This window comes from Microvirga antarctica (assembly GCF_017921815.1).
Classification (GTDB): Bacteria; Pseudomonadota; Alphaproteobacteria; order Rhizobiales; family Beijerinckiaceae; genus Microvirga; species Microvirga antarctica.
This window is the reverse complement of record NZ_JAGEMM010000003.1, coordinates 22,178-45,800: the sequence shown is the minus strand read 5'-3', so window position 1 is coordinate 45,800 and position 23,623 is coordinate 22,178. Positions and strand designations below refer to the sequence as shown.

The window sequence follows — 23,623 nt, the reverse complement described above, 5'->3', positions numbered from 1 at the left end:
TTGCCATGCTGTACCGGACGATCAAGGGCCTATCGATCCCCGCCCTCGGGCTGGGCACCTTCGGGCTCAAAGGCGACGATGGTGTGAGGGCTGTGCGTGACGCGCTTGAGATCGGCTACCGTCACATCGACACGGCACAGTTCTACGCCAACGAGGACGCGGTCGGCGAGGCGCTTTCGGGATCGGGCCTTGCGCGCGAAACCCTCTTCGTCACCACGAAGGTCTGGCCCACGAACCTTGCCGACGACAAGGCCCCGGCCCTGGTGGAAGAGAGCCTGCGCAAGCTAAAGACCGAGTATGTGGACCTGCTGCTCATCCACTGGCCCAACCCCGACATCCCGGTCGGACAGACGCTCGCCTTGTTCAAGGGGATGAAAGAGCGGGGGCTCGCCCGCAATATCGGCGTCAGCAATTTTCCCATCGCGCTCCTGCGCGAGGCACTCGAGACGCACGGGGCGGATCTCCTGGTCAATCAGGTCGAGTATCATCCCTTCCTGAACCAGCAGCCGATGATCGACACCCTGGCGCAGCATGACATGCTGCTCACCGCCTACATGCCGCTGGCGAAAGGGCGCGCGGCGGCCGACCCGACCATCCAGGCCATCGCGCACACGCACGGGAAGTCCCCCCAGCAGGTGACCTTGCGATGGCTCGTCCAGCAGGATCAGGTCGTCCCCATCCCGCGCTCGAGCCGGGTGGAAAACCTCAAGGCCAATTTCGACATTTTCGACTTCGCCCTGTCGAGCGAGGAGATGAGCCGCATCAGCGCTTTGCGTGGCGGCGGACGCCTGGCGAACCCCGCCTGGGCGCCGGCCTGGGACGCCGCCTGATGGCACGTCAGACAGGCGTCTACGACTACATCATCGTCGGAGCGGGATCGGCCGGCTGCGTGATCGCCAACCGCCTGTCGGCAGACCCGGACACCCGCGTCCTCGTGGTGGAGGCCGGCCGCAGCGACCGCGACATGATGCTTCACGTGCCGGGCGCGACCATCCGCAACTCCACCACGCCCCTCTTCAACTGGAGCTACCTGACCGAACCGGAAGCCGAGTTGCAGGGCCGGGAGTTGTTCTGGGCGCAGGGCAAGACGATTGGCGGATCGAGCGCCATCAACGGCATGATCTACGCCCGCGGAAACCCGAAGGAATACGACGCGTGGCGCGATGCCGGCTGCGCGGGCTGGGGTTTCGACGATGTGTTGCCCTATTTCCGGAAATCGGAAGGCAGCGATCGCGGCGCCAGCCACTGGCACGGGGCTGACGGGCCCCTCAAGGTCAGCCGGGGCCGCCCGTCGCTTGCCATCTGCGAGCGCTTTCTCGACGCCGCCGTCGAGGATGATTTCAGCATCCTGTCGGATTTCAACGAGGGCGAGCAGGAGGGCTTCGGCCATTATGATTGCACCATCGATCGTGGCCGCAGGTGCAGCAGCGCGACAGCCTTTCTTCACCCGGCCCTGAAGCGCCCCAATCTCGACGTGATGATGCTGACGCTCGCCACCCGCATCCGCTTCGAGGGCGATCGCGCGACCGGGCTCGACATTCTCCACGACGGCCGCGTGACGACCCTGCGAGCCGAGCGCGAAATCATTCTGTCAGGCGGGGCGGTCAACTCCCCTCACCTTCTGATGCTGTCTGGACTGGGCCCCGCCGATCACCTGGAGCAGATGGGCGTCGGCGTGGTGGCCGACATTCCGGAAGTCGGCGAGAACCTGCAGAACCATGTGTCCTATCGCATGCAATTCGCCTGTTCGGAGCCGATCACGGCATTCAAATACGTCAATCCGCTCGGCGCCGCCCGTGCCGGCCTCGATTATCTCCTGTTCCGGCGCGGCGTCCTGGCCGACAGCGTGGTGCCGACCGGCGGATTCTTCCGCACGGATTCCAACGCGGACGTGACTGACGTTCAGGTGCAGCTCGGGGTCGGGCTCATCGGGCGCGTGGGCAAGAGCGTGCTCCAGCGCCTGCCGAAGGAGCACGGCTTTTCGCTCGGCGTGAATCAGGGCCGGCCTTACAGCCGCGGCAAGGTGCGGCTGCGCAGCAGCGTGGCGACGGAGCATCCCTCGATCGAGCCGCGCTATTTCAGCGACCGGCGCGATCTCGACATTCTGGTGCGCGGCGTCGAGCGCATGATGTCGGTGGCGGCCCGCCCCAGTCTCGCGCGCACCATCACCCACCCGATCCAGCCGCCACGCGACCGGAGCGCCGCCGCGATCGCTGAGTCGATCCGGGAGCGAGCCGGCACGGCCTTCCATCCCGTCGGCACCTGCCGCATGGGGTCGGACGCACGCGCCGTGGTCGATCCGACCCTGAGGGTGCGGGGTGTGCGCGGCCTGCGCGTGGCCGACGCATCCATCATGCCCCTGCTCATGAACGCCAATACGAACGCCGCCGCCATCATGGTGGGCGAGAAGGCGGCAGCACTCATTCTGGCAGGCTGACGGTCAGCCTTTGGCTGCCATGTCCTCGATGACGCCGTAGAGCGCGCGGATCGCCTGGGCGTCGCCGCCTTCCGGACGCCCCGGACGAGAGCCGAAGTTCCAGCCCGACATGTCGAGATGCGCCCAGCGCGTCTCGTCCGAGACGAACTCGGCAAGGAACAGCCCGGCGATGATCGCGCCCGCAAAGGCCGAATCGCTCACGTTGTTCATGTGCGCGACCTTGCTGTCGAGTTGCTTGCGGTAATGCGGCCAGAGGGGCATCCGCCAGAGCGGATCGGCGCGCTCGACCGAATGGCGCGCGATCTCGGCCGCGAGATCGTCGTGCCGGGTGAAGAGCGTCGGCAGTTCCGGTCCGAACGCCACCCGGGCATTGCCCGTCAGCGTCGCCATGTTGATGAGCAGGGCGGGCTTTTCCGAATCCGCCTCCGTCAATGCATCCGCGAGAATCAGGCGGCCTTCCGCGTCGGTGTTGCCGATCTCGATGGTCATCCCGTTGCGCGAGGGCAGCACGTCGAGGGGCCGGAAAGCCTCGTGCGAGATCGCGTTCTCGACGATGGGCAGCAGAACGCGCAGGCGAACCGGCAGCTTGGCGGCCATCACCATGTGGGCGAGCGCCGTGATGGCGGCTGCACCGCCCATATCCTTCTTCATGATCTTCATGGAGGCCGGCGGCTTGAGGTCGAGACCGCCGGTGTCGAAGATCACGCCCTTGCCGACCAGTGTCACGCGCGGATGGGATTCCTCACCCCAGCGGATATCCACCAGGCGCGGCTCTTCCACGGCTGCGCGACCCACATGGTAGACGAGCGGATAGTTCTGCTCGAGCAGGGCGTTGCCGACCGTCACCGTGACGTTTGCGCCGTGCTGCTCGGCCATGGCTTTCGCCTTTTCGGCCAAGGCCACCGGGCCGAGGAGATTGGCCGGCGTGTTGATGAGATCGCGCGCCAGCGTCAGCGCTTCCGCCTCACGGACGACGCGGCCACGATCCGCATGCTCAGGCCAGACGAGGCTTGCGTTCCGGCGCGCCTGCTTCTTGAAGGTCTCGAACGCGTAGGTGCCGAGCGCCCAGCCCAGGGCCAGCAAGGTGGCGGTGTCCGCGGAGGGCTCGTCTGCCAGGCGATAGACGCCCTGCGGCAGGGCGGTGGGAAGGCTGGCGATCGCCCAGAGATCGTGCTCGGCCTGCGAGAGGATCGAGGCGCCGATGCCGGCCACGACCGCACTCACCGCGCCGTCCTCCCCGTGCATCAGGCGAACGCTGCCGGCAGCAGCGTCAAAGCCTGACGCCTGGAGGATGGCCCGCTCCCGCGCCGGCAGGCTCGCCAGCACGGCTTCCAGCTGGGCTTTCCCAACGAGGCGAAGAGGAATCGCCTTCGGGGCGTCGGCAGGATCGACAAGATTGAACGTCATTGGATTACCCATCTGTGGAAACCGAACTCAGCCGAGCGACCGGGGATCGCACGTCTTGAAATGATCGACGAAAGCGGCCGAGAAATCGACGATGGTATCGGCGATTTTCGCGCCGATCTCCGCCGACGACCGGGCGCCGTTGCCGGACAGGTTCCCGTTCTCCGACATCTGGGCCATGTCCAACGGCATTTGCACGGCCACGCCCTTGAAGTCGAGGGACGAAATGCTTCGGGTCGGCAGACCCATGGCCTGCTTGAAGGGCTTGGGCGCGGCCAGCAGATCCATCCGGGCAAGGTCCGGAAAGAGGTGCAGGAACATGGAGGTGATCGGATCGCCCCCATGGCCCTGACTTCCCGGCAGCCCATCGCCATAAATTGCCTGCATCTGGGCCGGGGTGAGGATACGCCAGATATTCAGGCACGGAATGTAGACACCGCGCTCCCGGCGCAGGACACGCACGGCCTGGTCGATCAGCGGTGCGTTGCTGGTCTGGCCGTTGAAGATGACGAGCCGGTCGAGACCGTGGTCCAGAAGGTTCTCGCAAATGTCACCGACCACCGACACGAAGGTCGACGGACGCAGACTGATGCAGCCTGGCAGCGACCGGTAGAACTCGGAATCGCCGAAGGGGAGCGTGGGCGCCACCACGCAATCCGCCCGCTCCGCCACCCGGGTTGCCAGCGCGTCGGCCAGGACGAAATCCCCCATGGGAATATGCGGCCCCTGGGTCTCCTGCGCACCGAACGGGATCAGCACGACGGGCTTGTCCTTCGCCCGTTCGGCGAATTCCGCCGAGGTCATGTCTTGCAGTCGTATCTTGCGGCTCATGGGAAACTCCGGACGGCGGTGACTGGGCGGCAGGGCGAGGATGCAGGACGGCCCGGTCCGCGAAGAGCGGCACCCGATGGCGACCGCGCGAGAGGTTTCAGGCGCGAGCGCGCGGGGCGGGGCAAGATCATCATCGTAAGGGCCAATCCGCGGGGAGACATCGTCCTGCCTTCGGCGGGACATTGATGGGGCAGCGATAGTGGGCGAAGACCCGCTCTTCCGGAACCTGCCTACGGATGTCTTCCGATGCCGAAAAAACTACGCTTTCGTCGTCGCGTCGGACCGGGGCCGACCGGGTAGCCGCCGCAAGGGAGGGTCGTCGCCCTGCCCGTGACTGATCCCTCGGTTTTCCACAGAACTCTGCGAATCGTTCCGCTGGGGAACGGAACTTTAACTATGTCGGGGCATTCTCTGCCGGTCGGACGCGTTGCGTATCTGTCCGAACCGGTATGCCCTCCAAAGGCACGGCGCCCTGGCTTCGACGACTGAAGCCGGGGCGCTTTTCGTTTGAGCGACGCGCAAGATCGCGGCGGGCTGTCCGAGCGCGCCTATTTATCGATCAGTACGACGTTGCTGCCGACAGTGGCCGGAAGAGTGTCGAACACGATGAGGCGAACCGGATCGCTGCCCGTGTTACGCCCCAGATGACGCTGCCCGATCACCTCCACGACCACATCCCCGGGCTTGTAGAGAAAGACCTGGCCGGTATCCCGATCGGTCACCTCCAGGGTGCCCTGCAGCATATAGGCGACGCGGGGATAGGGATGTTCGTGGAGCGGCAGGGCTGCGGCCGGCGGGATCGTGTATTCGCTCACAACGGCGCGGCCATCCCCGGAGGGGAAGACGATCGGCTGCCCTGAAGCGGTTTGCGTCGCGGACGCGAGCGCCTTGACCGTGATGGGACCGGGGGCCGTCGTCGAGGCACTTTCGGCCGCGACTCCGGTAGCCGCGAAAAGTGCGGCAAGAAGCGCTGCGCCGCGCAAGAATGTCATGACGTGTATCTCCCAGGCTTGATGAGTGAAGGCGCGAGTGGCCGGCTTGCAAATCGGACGACGTCCGTCTGCGCGGACCGCCCCGGACGTCCTTTGATCTGCGCCGGCGCCAGTGGCAGGCGATATGGGCCCGTTCACACGTGGCTGTCGACGTGCAGCCCTAAAAGCGGACGGAACGGATGTCAGACGTGCGAACCAGCGGACAGCGAAGACGATAACAGGCCGAGGAAAAAATGGTGCCGCAAGAGAATATGGTGCCGCAAGTGGGATTCATTCACCTACCCGCCCCCATGCAAATGCTACGGCTTTGGTTTCCTGGCGATTTCTGCCGCTTCCTCTCCGAGCCGTTCCCTTCGTTATCAGAGACTTACATGTGTTTCGGGGGCAGGACCACAACGATCGGTGCCGGGACTCAAATCCGCCGCCTGCAAGAGAGCCCGAGCTGCATCGATTCAACTTGTCAAAGCTCGCTTTGACATTGGGCGTGCACGGATCAACTCCAGGGATCTGGCCATCTCGTTCGTCACGATCATGAGGCCCTCATCTCCGCCCAGCCCTGGCTTGGTGAGCATGAAGTCGGCTCCGCAGGCCAACCCAATATGCGCCGTGATGCGTGCGGATTGATCAGTCTCGTTGGCTGTGCCGCCGAGGCATGCGCCGACGCCACGCTGCCGGCAATGCAAGAGAGCTTCGATCGTATTGGTGATGCCGCCGAGATCAGGGGTCTTGATCTGGAGATAATCCGCCGCACCGGCTTCAGCGAAAGCCCTGACGTCTTCCAGCCCGTTGCACCATTCGTCGGCGATCAGTTCGACTGCGACCGACGCCTTGGAAAGGGCTGTCCGGAGTGTCTTGAGCGTGGCAATCTGCTCCTCGCGGGACCCGGCGATAACGGGTGATTCCACGATCAGTTCGTAGGGGCGCGCCGCTTGGCGGAGCGTTCCGAGATAGGCTACCAAATCCTCCGGATTCGGAAACACCTCGCCCAATGTGCCGTAGACGTCAACATGGATGCGAGGATGATATCCCGGCGCGCCTATGGCCGCGATGCGCTTGCTGACCTGCGATACAAAATCCAGGAGTTTCCCGCCATCAAGGCCGACATGTTGATCGGCGATGGTGAAACTGGCGTGCGGCAGCAGGTCGACCTGCTTCAGGATCATCCGGTCGAGTTGGCGCTGATCGTCGCGCTCGCAAGACGCCAACAGCTTGAGAGGCGTTGTCGAAAGGGTCGATCCGTATTGGTCGGCGATGACCTCCGCCATCGTACAGCGTCCTGACAAACTCGCCGCGTGAAGCAGGGCCTGACTGGCGCCGTAGCGGATCGCGGTATGCGATCGGACCCCGTGAAATGTCAGGCGATCGATTTCCTCTGCATTGATGCGAAACTCTCTGGCGTCACGCCCGATCAGCCATGGCCTGATGTCGTCGGTCAGCAATGCCAGGTGATCGTCACCATGAAAAGCGGGGTCCCTGCCTCCGATTCCAGCGAGGATCACGTCGGCGCAGTCGCCAAAGGCGACCTGCCCATCCTCGAGCACGAGCATGATCGAGACGGTGCGGCACGCCTCGACGATGCTGCGAAAGCCTGGAGACACCGGCTTGCCTGCAAACAACATGCCATCGGCGACCGCCCCGCCCTTTATCGCCGCGAGGTCGCGATGGACATAGCCGGACAGGCCGAGCGAAAACAGAGCGTCTGCGATCCGCATTCTTCTATCTCTCAGGCCATCGCGCATGGGCGAGCGCGTCCACGACCTCATCGCTCGTCGAGACCCAGCCATATCCGGCCGCGATCCTTTCCAGCATTGCCGCCTGACGATCCGGTCTGCGGCTGGCAACCGCGTCCGACACGACGGTGGTCCGGTAATGAAACTGGAACGCCTGTCGAACTGTGTCCTCGACGCAGATTTCGGCGACGACGCCGGTGACGATCAGAGACTGAACGCCAAGCGCTTGCAGACGCTCATGTAACTCCGTGCCAAGGAAGCCACCATATCCGCGTTTGTCGATCTGCAGATCACCGTCGCAAGGCGCGAGTTCGTCGATCACCGCCGCAGCATCGGACTCCGCGCCCAGTTCGCTGTAGTAACGCATTCGCCCCGGCCGGCAGGCCGCGATGTTCTCGTCGAGATTTCCCACCCAACTGAAATGCGGCAACAATTGCAGATAAGGATCCTGCGGGACGGATATCCATCGCAAATAGACCACCGGCAGAGCGCGCCGGCGAAAAGCGTCGATGAGGCGGCGGTGCTGCTCCAGCGTGTCGCGCGTTGCCGGCACTTCGAGCGGGGCGCCGACACGCACGAAGTCATTCTGCATATCGACGATGACAAGGGCGGGTGCGAGGAAGCGGTCAAGGATAGACATCGAGACTCCATCGACGCAGCAAATTGGATATTTGTTTGTAAGCTAACGATCTCGCGATCGCCGTCAATGCTGTTTTGCTGCCGGCAAAGGATCGCCGACATTTGCTTTTATCGCCCGCCGAAGCTCATCCCGGCCTCGGAACCGTGACCGTGACCGCCAAGTTCGCTGCATGCGAACATCACAGGGCAAGGAGCGCCTTCTCGGCTGCGGAGAATGCACCTTGACAGGGTCGATACGCGACGGCACTATCGTTCGTATACAAATGAAATAGTGCTAAGGCAGGCAGCCTGTCCATGTCCATCGCAACGACGGCCTCCGTTCAGGATGACAAGATTCGGTGCGATGCGTGCCCGGTGATGTGCTTCATCAAGCCGGGAGCGGTTGGCGCCTGTGATCGCTACGGCAACGTCGAGGGCGAACTGGTCCGGATGGCGCCACATATTGTCCTCGAGCGAACGCTTGATCAGGGCGGCGAGGTCGTCCCCTTCGTCGCAACAGGTGAGTGGAACGGAGAGATTGTCCGTCCGAGGGAAGCCTTTGTGACCGCGATCGGCGCCGGTACGACGTATCCTGATTACAAGCCAGCGCCCTTTATCGTCGCCTCCGAAATTGACGGCGTCGACATGGTTACCGTCGTGACCGAGGGCATCTTCAGCTATTGCGGCGTCAAAGTGAAAATCGACACCGATCGGTTCTTGGGGCCGGAGACGGCGATCGTCCGTTTCGATGGCGAAGCTGTTGGTCATGTCACCACCGGGGAATACGGCTCGCAGATGCTGTCCCTCGGTGGAGTGCATCATCTCACCGGCGGCTCCAAGAAGGAAGGCCGCGTCACTTGCGATGCGTTGCTGTCACTCAGCAATGGCAAAGCGGTCGAACTCGCGATCGACGGCGGCGAAACCGTGGTTGTACAGGCCGGCCACCCGCCGATCGTCAACGGCGTCACCGAAAAACGCATGCGTGTCGGCTGCGGATCCGCCACCATTGGCATCTTCGCCAAGCAATGGCATGGCAAGGTCGACGAGGTGGTCGTGGTGGACGACCACATCACCGGCGTTCTTTCGGAACATCAGGCCGGCAAACTGCTCGACATTCCGCCAACGGGCATCAAGCTCAAGGGTCGGCGTTCGACACCGGGCCGTTACTTCCAGGTTGCGCAGCCCGGCACCGGCTGGGGCGGCACGAATATCAGCGATCCCCTCGAAATTCTGGGGCCGTTCGATCCCAAGGTTGCGCGCCCCGGCCTGCGCCTTCTCATGGTTTCGACCACGGGGGAGCATGCGGCCTATTACGAACTCGGCCAAGACCTTCGCCCCATCCAGATGGATATCCCCGTTGCCCTCGTCGAGCCGGTCAATCGCATCGCTGAAAACTGCGAGCCGGCACTGTCGACGGTGCTCTTTATCGGTGGAGCGGGCGGATCGCTGCGTGCCGGCGTCACCGAAAATCCGGTGCGGCTGACCCAGTCCGTCAAGGCGGCGCTCACCTATGTCACCTGTGGCGGCGCCCCGGTCTATATCTGGCCAGGCGGCGGCATCACCTTCATGGTAGACGTGACCCGCCTGCCCGAGAACGCCTTCGGCTATGTCCCGACACCCGCCTTGGTGGCTCCGCTCGAATTCACTCTGACGCTCGCGGACTACGAGAAGCTTGGCGGGCATATGGATCATGTCGTCCGGCTCGAGAGCCTCAGGGCGGCAGGCCAGCTCCGGATGCCGCAGCGCATCGACAATCGATGGCCTCTCGCGCCCGGCGCGCGGCTTTTGGACTAATAGCGCCATGGCTCATTCGCCTTCTGCGCGGGATAGGTGGCTTGCTCGACGGCCTATCGCCGTTGCTGCCGATTCGTTGCTAGGGGGAGAGCTTGCGCAGGAGGTAGTCCAGCGCGAGCCGCTCTGCCGGATTGAGGTCCTCCACTGTCGCTTGGGTGACCCCGTGGGCTTCGGGAATCGTCGCCTCCAGCAGCTGCGAGCCTGTCGTCGTCAGCGAGATCACGATCTTCCGGGCATCGGCGCCGTCACGCTTCAGGGCGATCAGGCCCCGCCTCTTCAGGCGATCGACGACGCCGCGGATGGTGGCCTGGTCGACCGCAGTCGCCCGGACCAGATCGACCTGGGACGAAGCGCCTTGATCCCGCAGGATGCACAGCGTCACAAACTGCGCAGAGGTCAGTTGATAGTGTGCGAGCCTGTCGTGGAAGATCGCGAGATGGCGCTGATAAGCCTTCCGCAGCAGATGGCCGATCTGCTGGGTGACATCATAGCCGCCCGCCTCGGCCGTCGAAGGCTCTTCCATCGTCATTCCCCCTGGTCCCGCAGGGCTGGCTGCGCGTGTTGTGCGGCGAATGGAACGCGACAGACCGCCCTCGCCGTTCAAGTGTCTACCTTCTATTTTGTTCGTCAACAAATTCTAAAATCTCACCCGATTGCTCAATCCTTCAACAGATTTGCCGAAAGATAAGCAGCTTTGAATCGAAGCAACTACAAGGCAGCTTGTCAAAAAGAGCGTAGACGCTATGCTCTGGAGATGTTGGGGCAGGCGTTACTTCAGCCAGAGGGAGAACGAGCGTGACGACACGCCGCCAGATGCGCCTCGTAGCCTATTCGAAGACCGGTCCCACCGCGCGCCATATGGGTGGCTGGAGGCACCCAGAGTCGACGCTGGACGACTTCCTGACCCCGGCGCGTTATGCGCAATATGCGCGAACGCTCGAGGATGCGAAATTTGACGGTTGTTTCTTCGCTGATCTCATCGGCATCTACGACATTTACGGCGGCAGCTTCGAGACTTACGTCCGCAATGGCGGCCAGATCAGCTACCTCGACCCAATGGTGGTCCTGCCTGTGATGGCCGCGGCCACCACCCATCTCGGACTCGGCATCACGCTTTCCTCGACATTCCACAATCCATACCATCTGGCGCGCTGGCTCCTGTCTCTCGACGTGTTGAGCGGAGGGCGCGCTGCCTGGAACGTCGTGACCTCGGCCGCCGACCTCGAGGCGAAGAATGTTGGCGGGACCCTGCCTCCGCGCGAAGAGCGGTACGATCGGGCCGACGAAGTTCTGGAGGCGTGTTTCGCGCTTTGGGACAGCTGGGACGCGGATGCCTTCGTGTTCGACAAGGAGAACGGTGTCTTCGCCGATCCCGACAAGGTTCACTACGTTGATTACGAAGGGCGTTGGGTCAAGACCCGCGGGCCGCTGCCGACGCCGCGCAGTCCGCAAGGCCGACCCGTGATCATGCAGGCGGGCAGCTCAGACCGCGGACGCGACTTTGCGGGTCGCTGGGCCGAGGCGATCTTCACCGACCAGCGCAATCTCGGCGCGATGCAGGAATTCTACACCGACATCAAGACCCGCATGAGCACTTTTGGCCGCAGCCCCGATGATTGCGTCATCTTGCAGGCCAGCACCTTCGTGCTTGGCGAGACGGAATCCATCGCGCGGGAACGGGCCGCCTATCTCAAGAGCTTGGTCAAGCCGGAAACCTGGGCTGCACGCATCTCGGGCAGCATCGGCGCCGATGTCAACAAGCTCACGGACACCAAGAGCATGGCTGAACTCCAGGGAAACCAGGGCATTCGCGGCGCCGAGGACCGGCTGACCCAGGCCGTGGCCGAAAAGGGCATCACGCTCGCGCAGGCGGTGACCGCCGACAAGGACGACGAGATCGTCGGCACACCCGCCCAGGTGGCCGACCATCTCCAGCATATCTTCGAGAGCGGGGGCTGCGATGGCTTCATCGTCGCACCGACCTATTTCCCGGGCATGATCGAGCAGTTCTGCCGCTCGGTCGTGCCGGAACTGCAGCGGCGCGGGCTGTTTCGAAAGGAATACACCGGCAGGACGCTGCGAGAGAATCTGCTTGGCAAGGCGATGAACTGACGCCAGCCAGCGGGGGACGGCTGCTTGACGCTCAAGCGGAATCAAAAAACCAGAGACTGGGAACGGACAATACAATGATCATGATAAAGACAGTGAAGAGATTGGCCCTCGGCAGCATGCTGGCCCTTGGGATCCTGCCGCCCGCCGCACTGGCGCAGACCCCGGCCGTGGTCGAGGCGGCGCGCGCCGCTCTGCCGGAAAACGTCCGTCAGAGCGGTGTCCTGAAAGTCGCAACCTCGCTGCAATGGGCGCCCTTCGCCTACATGTCAGAGAAGAACGAGCCCGTCGGCTTCGACCTCAGCCTGATGCGGCTCATCTCCGCCAAACTCGGGCTGAAGTTCGAGCTTGAGGACATGAAGTTTCCGACCATCGTCCCCGGTGTCGCGTCAGGCCGCTATCAGGCCGGCGTGAACCAGCTCTCGCTCACGCCCGAGCGTCTCGGCGCCGCCGACATGATCCCGTATTTCGATACGACAAGCGTGATCATCGTCCAGAAGGGCAAAACCGTGAAGGATATCGCCAATCTCTGCGGCATGACCTTTGTCGTCACGCAGGGCAGCGTGCAGGTGCGGCAACTCAACGAGCTCTCCGAAGCCTGCGTCGCCAAGAAGGCAAGCCCGATCACCCAACAGCTGTATCCAAGCAGCGCCGAGACCCTGCTGGCCGTGGCCAACGGTCGCGGCGATGCCTTCCTCACAGCTGCGCCACAGGCCGTGTACATTGCGCGCGTCAATCCACGCATAGACCTGATCCCGGGCGACGTTCCGAACGTCACGCGCGCGCCGGCCGGCATCGTCGTGGAGAAGGGCAACACGGCTATCCGCAAAGCCATTGCTCTCGCGCTGCTGAGTGCAATCGAGGATGGTTCCTATAAGGCGCTGCTTGACGAGTACGGTGTGTCGAGCTCGGGCGTACCTGCCGACCTTGTGCGCAAATACACCGAGTGACACGACACCAGGGCGAGCTGCTGGACGGCTCGCCCTGGTTTCTCAAGACGTGCAATCCGACCCAGCGGACCTAGGCCGCGCGAGCGTGCCGGCAACGCAAGAGAGGGAGCAAGATGAACACCAGCGCCATCGCGCCGACACAGGAATGGCCGGGTCCGGATTCCCAGGCGGACCAGATTGTTGATCCGCCCCGATACGGGAGATGGTTCGCTGTCCTTGCGGTCGCTACCGCACTTGCCTGGGTTGCCTTTCAACTGCTCACCAACCCTGGTTTCCAATGGGAGATCGTGTTCCGCTACATGCTGAGTCCTTCCGTGCTGACGGGGATCGCGATGACGATCCAGCTGACCCTTCTGGTCATGCTCATGGGCGTCGTCATTGGGGTCGTGGTGGCGTTGATGCGCATGTCGCGCGACCCGCTCCTGAACATGTGCGCGCACGGGTTCGTCTGGTTCTTCCGTGGAACCCCGGTCCTGGTTCAGCTCGTTTTCTGGTACAATCTGGCCGCACTGTTTCCGGAAATCGGCCTCGGCATTCCATTCGGTGGTCCGAAATTTATCGAGATCCCCGCAACTGTGGCGATCTCGTCCTTTACTGCCGCGATGCTCGGGCTCGGCTTGAACGAGGGCGCCTATATGGCGGAGATTATCCGCGCAGGCCTTCTGTCTGTCGACAATGGTCAGACCGAGGCGTCGAAAGCGCTTGGCCACAAACCGTTTCAGACATTCCGCGTCGTCGTGTTGCCACAGGCTATGAAGGCAATTGTGCCGCCGACCGGCAATCAGTTCATCGGGATGTTGAAATTTACCTCGATCGCCAGCGTGGTCGCGCTGCACGAGCTGATGCACTCGGTCGAGACGATCTATAACCGCACATTCGAGACAATGCCGCTGCTGATCGTTGCCGCCCTCTGGTATCTTATCATGGTCAGCATCCTCTCGGTCGCGCAATATTTCATTGAACGGCACTATCTCAAGGGCTGGCAGGCCGAGGTCGTCCAACCGCAGTTGCAGCCATGACCAAACCTGTCTCAATCACGCCGGACATCGCTGCAATTATCGCGCCACGCGTCGAGAGCACCCCGCTTGTCCAGATATCGAATGTCTGGAAGAAGCGCGGCAACAATGTCGTGCTCAAGGGCGTGGACATGGACGTGCATCACGGCAAAGTCGTTTGCCTTTTGGGTCCCTCAGGGGCGGGGAAAAGCACGCTCCTGCGTTGCATCAACGCGATTGAATTGCCTGATCGCGGGATCATTTACATCGACGGCGAGGCCATTGGCGCCCGGCGGGAGGGCGCGCGTTTCATCCGGCTGCCCGAGCGCGAGATCAGCCGCCAACGAGCCGATATCGGCATGGTCTTTCAGAACTTCAATCTTTTCCCGCACCTGTCGGTGCTCGAGAACATCATCGACGCACCGATCCGCGTCCGCGGCGAAAGCAAGGCGACCGCCACCGAGCGGGCGTATGAACTTCTTGAACGGGTTGGCCTCGCCAACAAGGCGAAGTCCTACCCCCGTCACCTCTCGGGTGGGCAGCAGCAGCGGATCGCCATAGCGCGCGCGCTCGCCATGCGGCCCAAGCTGATGCTCTTCGACGAGCCCACCTCTGCGCTCGACCCTCATCTGACCGATGAGGTGCTGGACGTGATGAAGGGTCTCGCCGCGGCGGGCATGACGATGATCGTGGTCACTCATGAGATCCATTTCGCCCGACAAGTTGCGGACATTGCAGCCGTGATGGCCGATGGCGTGATCATCGAGATGGGACCGTCGAAAGACGTCCTGACGCGGCCGTCGGATCCCCGCACCCGCAAGTTCCTTGCCCGGTCGCTTCAGGAAGATCATTGACGAGCTGCCTCAAGGCAACCCGGCCGCCGCAATCGCGGGTCGAACCTCTGGAGATAGGTAAATGCAGAAGATGATGCATCTGGGATCGCTGTCCCACGGTGTTGGCGGCCATGTTGCTGGCTGGCGCATGCCCGGCGCACTCTCCGATAAGGAGAAGTTCGCGGGAATTGCCGATGCGGTGATGACGGCCGAGCGTGGCAAGTTCGACTTCGTCTTCTTCGCCGATGCGGTTAATACCGGGGCCGACGCAGCGCCCACTTTTGTCGTCCGATTCGAACCCCTGACCCTCTTGGGTGCCCTTTCTGTGGTCACCGACCGCATCGGCCTCGTGGCGACCGTCTCGACCACCTATTCCGAACCCTACAATGTCGCGCGCGCGCTCGCCTCGCTCGACCATCTGAGCGAGGGGCGTATCGGCTGGAACGTGGTAACCGGCTCGAGCCCCGATGCTGCCGCCAATTTCTCGAGGGACAAGCACCCGCCGCATGCCGAGCGCTATGCGATGGCAGACGAATATCTGGCGGTGGTGAAGGGGCTGTGGGACAGCTGGGAGGATGACGCGGTCGTTGCCGACAAGGCGACCGGCATGTTCATCGATCCCAAGAAGATGCATGTGCTCGACCATGTCGGCGCGTATTTTCAGGTCAAGGGTCCCCTCAACGCCAGCCGGCCGCCGCAGGGGTATCCGGTGATCTTCCAGGCTGGCGCGTCCGATCGCGGACTGGAGCTCGCAGGCTCGACGGCCGAAGTCGTCTTCGCCTCGCAGTCCTTCGTCGAGGATTCTGTCGCGTTCTCGAGCAAGCTGCGCGATTATGCGGAGAAGGCGGGCCGTGCCCGTGATGCCGTCAAGGTCATGCTCGGCGTGTCCCCCATCATCGGCGATACGGAGGAGGAGGCTCACGACATCGTCGCGCAACTTGGCGCCATGGTCGATCCCGTGTCCTCGATGCGTGTTCTGTCCGACCGGCTGGGGGCGGATATGACTCAATACGATCTCGATGGTCCCGTGCCCGAATTGCCTCCGTCCACAATGATGCAGGGCCACGCCCGTGTGCTTCAGTCCATCGCGAAACGACACAATCTGACCCTTCGTCAGCTGCGCGACTTCGCCGCCGTCGGCGCCGGCCATCGTGTCCTCGTCGGGACGCCGACCCAGGTGGCTGACGATCTCGAAATGTGGTTCCGGGCCGGCGCTTGCGACGGCTTTGCGATCATGGCGCCGTATTCACCAAAACCCTTCGAGACCTTCGTGGACAAGGTCGTACCGATCCTCCAGGAGCGTGGGCTCTTCCGCCGGGAATACAGCGGCAAGACCCTGCGCGATCATCTCGGCCTCGCTCGACCGGCACATCCGGCCGCGCTGGCGGTAAAGCTTTGACGGCGTTCGCCCTGCTGTGCGGCGTCAAAAGACTTTGAGATGCGTGCTGTTCTGCTCACCAGCCATGGCGGATTCGACCAGGAGCTTGTTGCTTCCGGAACTCGCCGCGGCCCAGGCGGCCTTGATTGAAAAGGTGCGGGTCGGCAAGTTCGTCGCCGACATCGCGAACGGCATCGCAACCGCGCTGCGCCCGAACCAGCTCTGACCCTCGGGCGGAATAGCAACGACAAAGAAGGAAGCGCTCATGTCAGCCCAGCCAATTCCATCCGTAGCGTCTTCGACGCCTGTCATCGATCCCAAGGTCTTTCGCGCGGCCGCCGGCAATTTCGTCACCGGCGTCACGATCGCGACGACGATGGGCACGGACGGCCAGCCACGCGGCGTCACGGTCAACTCCTTCACGACCGTCTCCCTGGACCCGCCATTGGTCTTGGTCTGCGTGGGGCGCAGCAGCCGCAGCTTCGCCGCCTTCGACGGTGCGGAAGCATTCGCGATCAACGTCCTGGCATCCGATCAGCGCCAGCTATCCGCTACCTTCGCGTCGAAGGCCGAGGACAAATTCGCTGACGCGAATTGGGAGAAGGGGCGGAGCGGAAGTCCGGTGTTTCCGGATTCGCTGGCGAGCTTCGAGTGTGTTTTGCATGAGAAGGTCGATGCCGGAGACCATATCGTGCTGATCGGACGGGTGATTGACATCCATCGTGCGTCTGGCACGCCGCTCGGCTATTTCAGCGGCAATTACATCGACTTCGCGATGCAACGAGAGACGGTCGACACGCCCGGTCACTGTTTCGGTGGCCTTTTCCATTGCGGCGAAGAGCTGTTATTCATCGATCAGGATGGCAAGCTAGCGCTGCCTTTTGCCACCAGCCTCGGTGAGGAGCAACGCGAGAGCGACAGTCTGCTCGGAAAGCTCGAAGCGCTGGGTCTCAGTGCCCGTCTCAGCTTCGTCTACTCGGTCTTCACGGAAGAGGGGCGCGATGGGTTATCGGCGATCTATCTCGGAGAGATCGAGCCGACGGCGCAGCCGCGCCATCCCAGCGTGCGGCTGCTGAAGCCGGAGGACATTCCCTTTGAACAGCTGAGCCGCTTCTCGGGCCTGATCCGCCGCTACATTCGCGAGCGCGACACCGATCAGTTCGGGCTGTATGTCGGCACAGCCATCAAGGGCACGATCCATCGCGCGCGCTGACGACCGACCGTCAACCAGCGTCGCTGGAGTTTGGCGGATCGCCGCACTATAAGGCATTCGGATCAGTCAGGCGAAGCGGCGCTGCCACGAGGCGACGTTGCGCCATCTGGCGCGTGGCCGCCGATGGTTGTCGCGGCGGCGAAAGGGCTTTCGAGGTGGGGCAGCAATCGAATGAGCAGTCGGAACAGGACGCCGTCGGTCTCGGCGACTACGACCTGTCCGAACAGATTGGGTTCATCCTCCGCCAAGCGAACCAGCGCCACGTGGCGATCTTCTCGGAGGTGATGGGAGCCGATCTGACGCCGACCCAATGGGCGGTGCTGTCCAGGCTCTACGTTGATGGCGGGTGCTCCCAGAACGAACTTGGGCGTCAGGCGGCGATGGACGTCGCTACCGTGAAGGGTGTCGTCGACCGGTTGATTGGGCGTGATCTCATCGTGTCCCGTCCACATCCGGATGATGGCCGCCGCATCATCCTCGAACTCACGGATGCCGGGCGAAGCTTCACCGCGGAGAAACTTGAGCGGGCCCAGTCCGTCAGCAAAATCACGCTGCAGCCGCTGACGGTACGCCAGCGAGCCACATTGTTGGAATTGCTCAAGCGTTTGCGCTGAAGCCCAATCGACTCATTAGTGTACGAACGGTATTTACAGGATCGCGCCGCGGTGCCATCGTGTCGCGATCGGGCGGGGATTCTGGAACCGCCATCGCGGATCGGAGCATGTTCGAACGACCTTCCGCCCGTCTCTTGGCTGATGGACAGCGCCTGCTTCTGCAGCAGGGGCCGATCGATCTCGTGATCTCAGCGATGGGGCATGCGACGGCCGTACAGGCTGCCTATCATGCTGCGACGCGCCGTTTCGACGGGCTTCTGGCTGAGCTCTGCGACGAGCTGACTCTGCTCCGCGCCCCTGTGACGGATGGAGGCTCACTGCCGACTGGGGTCGTGGCGCGGCGCATGCACGCCGCCGTCGCGCCCTTCGCCGCAGCGACCTTCATCACCCCCATGGCGGCGGTGGCAGGCTCGGTGGCTGAAGAGATTCTCGATGCAATGGTGGCGGTCGCCCCCCTACAGCGCGCATTCGTCAACAATGGCGGCGATATCGCCCTGCATCTCGCCGAGAACGAGCGGTTCCGGATCGGCCTCGTCGACCGGCCGGACTCGCCGGGCCTGTTCGGGACAGCCGTGATCGCGGCTGCTGATGCGGTTCGGGGTATCGCGACCAGCGGCTATCCCGGGCGCAGCTTCTCGCGTGGCATCGCCGAAGCCGTGACGGTGCTGGCACCGACGGCCGCCATGGCCGATGCGGCGGCCACGGTGATCGCCAACGCCGTCGACCTGCCCGACCATCCGGCGATCATTCGCAAGCCGGCGAGCACGATCCAATCCGACTGCGATCTCGGCGGCATTGCCGTCACATGCCAGGTCGGCCAACTCTCCAAGGCCGAGATCGAGCAGGCGATTGCATCTGGCCTGACGGTCGCAGCGGGTCTGCAGCACCGTGGGCTGATAACGAGTTGCGCCATTCATCTTCAGGGACAGAGTCGAACTCTTGCCCTCGATGCTTTCAACACCATCACCGCGAGGGAATCACCCCATGCCTGACGTCGCGATCCGCAAGCTCTCGGTCGTTGTCGAGACGATCTATCACGAGGGCGGCCCACCCGCCTCGACGCCGCTCAAGCGCGGCGCGGCCATTGCCGTGATCACCAATCCTTTTGCCGGCCGCTATGTCGCCGATATCGAGGGCTTCATGGACGATCTGAAGCCTCTCGGCCTGTCGCTCGCGCGGCAACTGCTCGATGCGCTCGGCGGCGATCCGAAGGCGATCGAGGGCTACGGCAAGGGCGCTATCGTTGGCGCCGCCGGCGAACTGGAACATGGAGCCCTGTGGCATGCGCCCGGCGGTTACGCGATGCGTGAGATCCTGGGCGACGCCAAGGCAATCGTGGCCTCGACCAAAAAAGTCGGCGGCCCTGGCACGCGACTCGACGTCCCGATTACCCACATCAATGCATCCTATGTTCGCAGTCATTTCGACGCGTTTGAGGTCGGCGTGACCGACGCCCCGAAGGCCGACGAGCTGCTTCTCACGCTGGTGATGACGACCGGCTCGCGCATTCACGCCCGCGTCGGCGGATTGAAGGCGTCGGAGATCAAGGGCGAGGACGGCCTGCGATGAGCGCGAACATCCGCAAGATCGTCACCATCGTCGACGAGACCCGCTCCGAAATGGGCCGCTCCATCGAGCCGGCCATTCGTCGCGCCGCCGCCATTGCGGTCATCGCCAACCCTTTCGCCGGACGATACGAGGAGGATCTCGAGCCACTCATCGCGATCGGCGAGGAGCTCGGCGACCTGCTCGGCCGCCACGCGCTTGCGGCGCTCGGGATCCCCGGCGAGCAGGTCGAAGGCTATGGCAAGGCCGCCGCGGTCGGCGAGAATGGCGAGCTGGAGCACGCCGCAGCCATCCTGCACCCCAAGCTGGGAGCGCCTTTGCGCAAGCTGCTCGGCAAGGCCCCTGCCCTCATTCCCTCGTCGAAGAAGCGCGGCTCGCTCGGCGTCGTGCTCGACGTGCCGCTCGGTCACAAGGCGGCGGCCTATGTGCGCAGCCATTTCGACGGCATGGAGGTGCGCGTGCCCGACGCGCCGCGCGGCGGCGAGATCATGGTGGCTGTGGTGCTGACCAGTGCAGGCCGCCCGCTGCCACGTATCGGCGGCCTGACGACCGACGAGGTCAAGGGCGAGGATGGTCTGCGCTGAGCCTCCCCAGTGTCACGGAAAGAACGGGTCGCCCTTCAGCGAATGGCGGCCCGGGCGTTTTCGACGATCCTCGCGACGCCATTCCACGCCGGCTGTCCCGGAGCGAACCGGCCACGCACATAAGCGGCGAGGTCTGCGATCTGGCGATCGTCGAGTGCGTTGCGGAAGGCCGGCATCTGTCCTGAGCCATGACCTCCCCCCTGCATCAGCATGTTGACGAGGTTGGTCGGCGTTTCCGCGTGCACCTTTGCGCTCAGGCCAAGCGCCGGGCCCTGATTGGCCAGCGGCACGACGCGCCCGGTCTCATGACAGGCCGCGCAGGCGCCCCCATACAGCCGAGCCGCCGGTGACAGGCCTGGATTGGCGGCAGAAGCCGTCGCCTTCAGGATCGCATCGCTTCGAGCCGCGGCTTCGGCTTCCGGCAAAGGCGTGGTCAGCGACGCGAGATAGACCGACATGGCCCGAATATCGGCGTCCGGAAGCTGCTTAAACTCCTCGACCACGGGCGCCATCGGCCCCGAAGCGGTGCCGTGCCGCGCGGAATGGCCGGTGCGCAGATAGGCGTAGAAATCCGCCTCGCCCCAGGGGATCGGCGCGCGCGAGGCGGCTGTCAGGGCAGGCGCCTCCCAGCCCTCCGCCACTCCGCCGGTGAGGTAGGCCGGCCCGGCCTTCACGGCGCCGAGGGCGTTGCGCGGCGAGTGGCAGGCGCTGCAGTGGCCAAGGCCGTCGACGAGATAGCGCCCGCGGTTCCAATCCGCCGAGCGTGCGGGCTCCGGCTTTGCTTCCGTATCGCGGTTGTAAAGGAGGTTCCAGAGCGCCATCAGAGGGCGCAGATTGAACGGAAAGGTCAGCTGGCTCGGCTCGTTCTGACGAGAGACCGCCGGCTGCGACATCAGGAATGCGTAGAGCGCCTGCATGTCCGCCTCGGTCGTCTTCGCGAAGTGAGTGTAGGGAAACACCGGGTAGAGTTGGCTGCCTTCGCGGTGGATGCCCGCACGCATGGCCCGCTCAAAAGCCGCATAGGACCAGTTGCCGATACCGGTTCCGGCATCGGGCGTGATGTTGGTCGTCATCACGGTGCCGAAGGGCGTCTCGAGCGCGAGGCCGCCGGCATAGAGGACGCCATCCTTGCCTGTATGGCAGACCGCGCAGGCGCCGAGCGCTGCAAGCTGGCGTCCCCGCTCGATGGTGGCGGCTGACCAGGTCGACGGGTCCGGCCGGGCAATCGGCGCGATCTTCGGTGCCAGCGGAAACGACACCGCCGCGAGAGTCACGGCAGCCGCCGCCGCGCCGCCGAGCTTGCTCCAGAACCCGAGGCCGCGCTTGCGCTTCGCCTGGGGCGGCTTCGGCAAGACGGGACGACCGTTCAGCCCCGCCAGCACACGCTCGGGAGTCAGCGGCAATTCGCGAAAGCGCACGCCCGTGGCGTCGAATACCGCGTTGGCGATTGCGGCAGCGCTCGGAACGGAAGCGGACTCGCCGGCGCCCAGCGGCGGCTCATGCTGGCGCTCCATCAGCATCACGTCGATCGCAGGCAGTTGCGGGAAGGTCAGGACCGGATAGGCGCCCCATTCGCGGGCGGCCACTGCTGTCGTGTCGGAGAACGTCACCTCCTCGCGCAACACGCGGCTGGTCGATTGCACGACATTGCCGTGGATCTGGTGCTGCACTCCGGCGGGGTTGATCATCATGCCGGTATCCTGGCCGACCGTGACGCGACTGACCGTGACCTCACCGGTCGTACGGTTGACGGCGACGTCGGCGACCCAGGCAGCCCAAGCGGCGCCGACGCCCGGCCAGTTGCCGTGGACATAGCGCGCCTGCGCAAAGCCGCGCCCGCGCAGGATGTCGCCATCCGAATCCATGCGCGGGCCAACATGGGGCTGCCAGCCGGCGCGCTTGGCTGTCGCACGCGTCAGTTCGGCAGCGCGCTCGTCGGTCATGTGGCGCAGCCGGAACGCGACCGGGTCGACGCCCGCTTCATGGGCGAGCTCGTCGATATAGCTCTCATGCGCGAAGACATTCGGCAGGGCGGAAACGCCGCGAAGCCAGGATGCCCGCACGATCGGGGCCATGTCATAGGCCGTGACCCGCATGTTCTCATAAGCGTAGGGCGGCAGCGCCGTCCGATCTCCCATCTTGAGCGTCGCGGGCTGATTCGGGATCCGGCCGGTCAGCAGCAGCGCGAGCGTCGGCGCGGCGTTTGACGGGTAGCGCGTGTGGAAGTCGTAGGCCGCAAGCGACCCTCCAGGACCGAGACCGCCGGCGATGTCCATGAGCTGGCCCGCGCCCTTGGGCTCCCAGAGATGCTCCTGCTCGCGGGTCAGCTGGACGCGCACAGGAGCGCCGACCGCGCGAGACAGCAGCACGGCGTCGGCCGCGACGTCATCGGCGCAGTTGCGGCCGTAGCAGCCGGCCGCCTCGTGCCGGATCACCGCGATTCGCTCGGCCGGCACGCCGGTGAGCAGCGCCAGATCGGCGCGCAGCGGATAGGGATTCTGGCTGCCGGTCCAAACCGTGATGCCGTCCTGGCGAACGTCGGCCACAGCGCAGGACGGTCCGATCGACCCGTGCATATGATAGGGCCAGACATAGGTCCGATCGAGCCGCGTCTCGAGTTTCGCGAGCGCGGCATCCACGTCGCCCTCGTCGACCAACCTGCGGGCGGTGGCGGGATGCTTGCGCAAGGCGTTCTCGACATCGCGCAAGTCGGCCGGCGCCGGAAAATCCTTCCAGTGTGTCACCAACGCCTCTGCGGCGCGCGCCGCCTGCTCCTCCCGCTCGGCAACCACGCCAACGAAGTCGCCCTCGACGACGACGGCGCGAATGCCCGGAATGTGAGCGATCGAGTCGCGCTCCACCGTCAGGAGGCAATGCCCGACAAAATCGCCACTATCGAGCCCCGCATAGGGCGGACGCACGACCCGGCCGTGCAGCATGTTCGGCACGCGGACATCATGCACATAGGTTAACTGCCCGGTAATTTTGGCCGGAATATCGACGCGCTCGATGGGCCGCCCGACGATGCCATGACGCTCGACCGGCTTGAAATCGGCCTTCTCCGCCAGCGGCAGCAAGAGGCGCTGATTGCCGAGCAGCGTCTTGAGGCAAAGCGGCAGTCCGGCCTTGTCACGCCGGCTGACGACACCGCCGAGGATGTCGATCTCCTCGTCAGGACAATCCAGCGCCGCTGCAGCGAGCGCGACCAGTTCCCGGCGGATCTGCGTGGCGGCGATCCGCAGGGGGATCGCCGTGACCTGAATCGTCTCGCTGGCGATCGTTGGACCCTGGTCTGGCGTCTGCTCGGTGTCGCCGAGCACCATCTCCACGGCAGCGAAAGGGAAATCCAGCTCCTCGGCGACGATCTGGGCCAAAGCCGTTCGCACGCCGGTGCCGAGATCGACATGGCCGCAGAAGGCGATGACCCGTTCGTCCGCGGTCAGGCAGAGATGGATATCGAGCCCTTCCTCCGGCAAAGCGTCGGCCGGCGCGTGCTTGCGCGGTGAGACGACGATGATGAGCCCGCCCTGAGTGAGCAGGTCACGTCGTGTGAGAGGCCGACCGCCTTGCGTCAC

Annotated in this window: 21 protein-coding genes; 13 read left to right on the top strand and 8 right to left on the bottom strand. The window is 64.1% G+C overall.

Going from position 1 to position 23,623, the window contains the following annotated elements; all coding sequences use genetic code 11:
- The first annotated feature begins 5 nt into the window (after positions 1-5).
- Complete coding sequence (locus J4G32_RS11420) at positions 6-830, top strand: aldo/keto reductase (protein WP_210492434.1); 825 nt, start codon at positions 6-8, stop codon at positions 828-830.
- Complete coding sequence (locus J4G32_RS11415; RefSeq protein WP_210492429.1) at positions 830-2,437, top strand: GMC family oxidoreductase; 1,608 nt, start codon at positions 830-832, stop codon at positions 2,435-2,437. The genes J4G32_RS11420 and J4G32_RS11415 overlap by 1 nt, the downstream gene beginning before the upstream one ends.
- Positions 2,438-2,440: 3 nt before the next feature.
- Here the strand turns inward: J4G32_RS11415 and J4G32_RS11410 are convergent, their stop codons facing one another.
- The 5 genes from J4G32_RS11410 to J4G32_RS11390 form a co-directional block, all read right to left on the bottom strand.
- Positions 2,441-3,844, bottom strand: coding sequence for a leucyl aminopeptidase family protein (locus tag J4G32_RS11410; RefSeq protein ID WP_210492423.1), 1,404 nt, complete (start codon positions 3,842-3,844; stop codon positions 2,441-2,443).
- Positions 3,845-3,871: 27 nt separating this feature from the next.
- Entirely contained in the window at positions 3,872-4,672 is an 801-nt protein-coding gene (locus tag J4G32_RS11405; RefSeq protein WP_210492418.1) for a creatininase family protein, read from the bottom strand.
- 548 nt (positions 4,673-5,220) lie between these two features.
- Positions 5,221-5,664, bottom strand: a complete 444-nt coding sequence (locus tag J4G32_RS11400) for a cupin domain-containing protein (protein WP_210492409.1) — start codon at positions 5,662-5,664, stop codon at positions 5,221-5,223.
- Positions 5,665-6,116: 452 nt separating this feature from the next.
- Entirely contained in the window at positions 6,117-7,376 is a 1,260-nt protein-coding gene (locus J4G32_RS11395; RefSeq protein ID WP_210492404.1) for a methylaspartate ammonia-lyase, read from the bottom strand.
- A gap of 4 nt (positions 7,377-7,380) precedes the next feature.
- Positions 7,381-8,034: a cysteine hydrolase family protein gene (locus tag J4G32_RS11390; RefSeq protein ID WP_210492401.1), complete on the bottom strand. Its 654-nt coding sequence runs from the start codon at positions 8,032-8,034 to the stop codon at positions 7,381-7,383.
- A 293-nt stretch (positions 8,035-8,327) separates the two neighbouring features.
- On the opposite strand from J4G32_RS11390, the gene J4G32_RS11385 reads away from it, so the two are divergent.
- A complete protein-coding gene (locus tag J4G32_RS11385) occupies positions 8,328-9,806 on the top strand; it encodes a 6-hydroxynicotinate reductase (protein ID WP_210492398.1) in 1,479 nt (492 codons plus the stop codon).
- 79 nt (positions 9,807-9,885) lie between these two features.
- Here the strand turns inward: J4G32_RS11385 and J4G32_RS11380 are convergent, their stop codons facing one another.
- Entirely contained in the window at positions 9,886-10,335 is a 450-nt protein-coding gene (locus J4G32_RS11380; RefSeq protein WP_210492395.1) for a MarR family winged helix-turn-helix transcriptional regulator, read from the bottom strand.
- Positions 10,336-10,601: 266 nt separating this feature from the next.
- Between J4G32_RS11380 and J4G32_RS11375 the strand changes: the two genes are divergently transcribed.
- From J4G32_RS11375 to J4G32_RS11355, 5 genes are all read left to right on the top strand, one after another.
- Positions 10,602-11,918, top strand: coding sequence for an LLM class flavin-dependent oxidoreductase (locus J4G32_RS11375; RefSeq protein WP_343232638.1), 1,317 nt, complete (start codon positions 10,602-10,604; stop codon positions 11,916-11,918).
- Positions 11,919-12,010: 92 nt separating this feature from the next.
- Positions 12,011-12,865: an ABC transporter substrate-binding protein gene (locus J4G32_RS11370; RefSeq protein WP_210492388.1), complete on the top strand. Its 855-nt coding sequence runs from the start codon at positions 12,011-12,013 to the stop codon at positions 12,863-12,865.
- A gap of 113 nt (positions 12,866-12,978) precedes the next feature.
- Positions 12,979-13,884 carry an amino acid ABC transporter permease gene (locus J4G32_RS11365; RefSeq protein WP_210492380.1) on the top strand — a complete coding sequence of 302 codons (906 nt, stop codon included), beginning with the start codon at positions 12,979-12,981 and terminating at the stop codon, positions 13,882-13,884.
- A complete protein-coding gene (locus J4G32_RS11360) occupies positions 13,881-14,714 on the top strand; it encodes an amino acid ABC transporter ATP-binding protein (RefSeq protein WP_210492379.1) in 834 nt (277 codons plus the stop codon). Before J4G32_RS11365 ends, J4G32_RS11360 begins: the two co-directional genes overlap by 4 nt.
- Positions 14,715-14,775: 61 nt before the next feature.
- Positions 14,776-16,092, top strand: coding sequence for an LLM class flavin-dependent oxidoreductase (locus tag J4G32_RS11355; protein WP_210492374.1), 1,317 nt, complete (start codon positions 14,776-14,778; stop codon positions 16,090-16,092).
- A 24-nt stretch (positions 16,093-16,116) separates the two neighbouring features.
- Here J4G32_RS11355 and J4G32_RS11350 read toward each other — a convergent pair whose 3' ends face one another.
- A complete protein-coding gene (locus J4G32_RS11350; RefSeq protein ID WP_210492368.1) occupies positions 16,117-16,479 on the bottom strand; it encodes a hypothetical protein in 363 nt (120 codons plus the stop codon).
- Here J4G32_RS11350 and J4G32_RS11345 point away from each other — a divergent pair.
- The 5 genes from J4G32_RS11345 to J4G32_RS11325 all read left to right on the top strand — a co-directional run bounded on the left by J4G32_RS11345 (position 16,448) and on the right by J4G32_RS11325 (position 20,048).
- Positions 16,448-17,284, top strand: a complete 837-nt coding sequence (locus J4G32_RS11345) for a flavin reductase family protein (protein WP_210492364.1) — start codon at positions 16,448-16,450, stop codon at positions 17,282-17,284. The two genes, J4G32_RS11350 and J4G32_RS11345, sit on opposite strands and share 32 nt — an antisense overlap.
- Before the next feature lie 113 nt (positions 17,285-17,397).
- On the top strand, positions 17,398-17,898 hold the full coding sequence (locus J4G32_RS11340) for a MarR family winged helix-turn-helix transcriptional regulator (protein ID WP_343232637.1): 501 nt from the start codon (positions 17,398-17,400) through the stop codon (positions 17,896-17,898).
- A 107-nt stretch (positions 17,899-18,005) separates the two neighbouring features.
- A complete protein-coding gene (locus tag J4G32_RS11335; RefSeq protein ID WP_210492358.1) occupies positions 18,006-18,890 on the top strand; it encodes a UPF0280 family protein in 885 nt (294 codons plus the stop codon).
- Entirely contained in the window at positions 18,883-19,467 is a 585-nt protein-coding gene (locus tag J4G32_RS11330; protein ID WP_210492350.1) for an amino acid synthesis family protein, read from the top strand. The genes J4G32_RS11335 and J4G32_RS11330 overlap by 8 nt, the downstream gene beginning before the upstream one ends.
- A complete protein-coding gene (locus J4G32_RS11325) occupies positions 19,464-20,048 on the top strand; it encodes an amino acid synthesis family protein (RefSeq protein WP_210492345.1) in 585 nt (194 codons plus the stop codon). Before J4G32_RS11330 ends, J4G32_RS11325 begins: the two co-directional genes overlap by 4 nt.
- A gap of 35 nt (positions 20,049-20,083) precedes the next feature.
- On the opposite strand, the gene J4G32_RS11320 is transcribed toward J4G32_RS11325, so the two are convergent.
- Positions 20,084-23,623 (bottom strand): molybdopterin cofactor-binding domain-containing protein, encoded by a 3,540-nt coding sequence (locus J4G32_RS11320; RefSeq protein ID WP_425515511.1) that lies wholly within the window; start codon positions 23,621-23,623, stop codon positions 20,084-20,086.

Excerpts from the sequence above, each read along its gene's own strand:
- J4G32_RS11395 (WP_210492404.1), bottom strand. The coding sequence starts at position 7,376 with ATGCGGATCGCAGACGCTCTGTTTTCGCTCGGCCTGTCCGGCTATGTC.
- J4G32_RS11345 (WP_210492364.1), top strand. The coding sequence starts at position 16,448 with ATGGGCACGGACGGCCAGCCACGCGGCGTCACGGTCAACTCCTTCACG.
- J4G32_RS11330 (WP_210492350.1), top strand. The coding sequence starts at position 18,883 with ATGCCTGACGTCGCGATCCGCAAGCTCTCGGTCGTTGTCGAGACGATC.
- J4G32_RS11410 (WP_210492423.1), bottom strand. The coding sequence starts at position 3,844 with ATGACGTTCAATCTTGTCGATCCTGCCGACGCCCCGAAGGCGATTCCT.
- J4G32_RS11365 (WP_210492380.1), top strand. The coding sequence starts at position 12,979 with ATGAACACCAGCGCCATCGCGCCGACACAGGAATGGCCGGGTCCGGAT.
- J4G32_RS11335 (WP_210492358.1), top strand. The coding sequence starts at position 18,006 with ATGTTCGAACGACCTTCCGCCCGTCTCTTGGCTGATGGACAGCGCCTG.
- J4G32_RS11360 (WP_210492379.1), top strand. The coding sequence starts at position 13,881 with ATGACCAAACCTGTCTCAATCACGCCGGACATCGCTGCAATTATCGCG.
- J4G32_RS11355 (WP_210492374.1), top strand. The coding sequence starts at position 14,776 with ATGCAGAAGATGATGCATCTGGGATCGCTGTCCCACGGTGTTGGCGGC.
- J4G32_RS11385 (WP_210492398.1), top strand. The coding sequence starts at position 8,328 with ATGTCCATCGCAACGACGGCCTCCGTTCAGGATGACAAGATTCGGTGC.
- J4G32_RS11420 (WP_210492434.1), top strand. The coding sequence starts at position 6 with ATGCTGTACCGGACGATCAAGGGCCTATCGATCCCCGCCCTCGGGCTG.
- J4G32_RS11415 (WP_210492429.1), top strand. The coding sequence starts at position 830 with ATGGCACGTCAGACAGGCGTCTACGACTACATCATCGTCGGAGCGGGA.
- J4G32_RS11325 (WP_210492345.1), top strand. The coding sequence starts at position 19,464 with ATGAGCGCGAACATCCGCAAGATCGTCACCATCGTCGACGAGACCCGC.
- J4G32_RS11400 (WP_210492409.1), bottom strand. The coding sequence starts at position 5,664 with ATGACATTCTTGCGCGGCGCAGCGCTTCTTGCCGCACTTTTCGCGGCT.
- J4G32_RS11390 (WP_210492401.1), bottom strand. The coding sequence starts at position 8,034 with ATGTCTATCCTTGACCGCTTCCTCGCACCCGCCCTTGTCATCGTCGAT.
- J4G32_RS11380 (WP_210492395.1), bottom strand. The coding sequence starts at position 10,335 with ATGACGATGGAAGAGCCTTCGACGGCCGAGGCGGGCGGCTATGATGTC.
- J4G32_RS11405 (WP_210492418.1), bottom strand. The coding sequence starts at position 4,672 with ATGAGCCGCAAGATACGACTGCAAGACATGACCTCGGCGGAATTCGCC.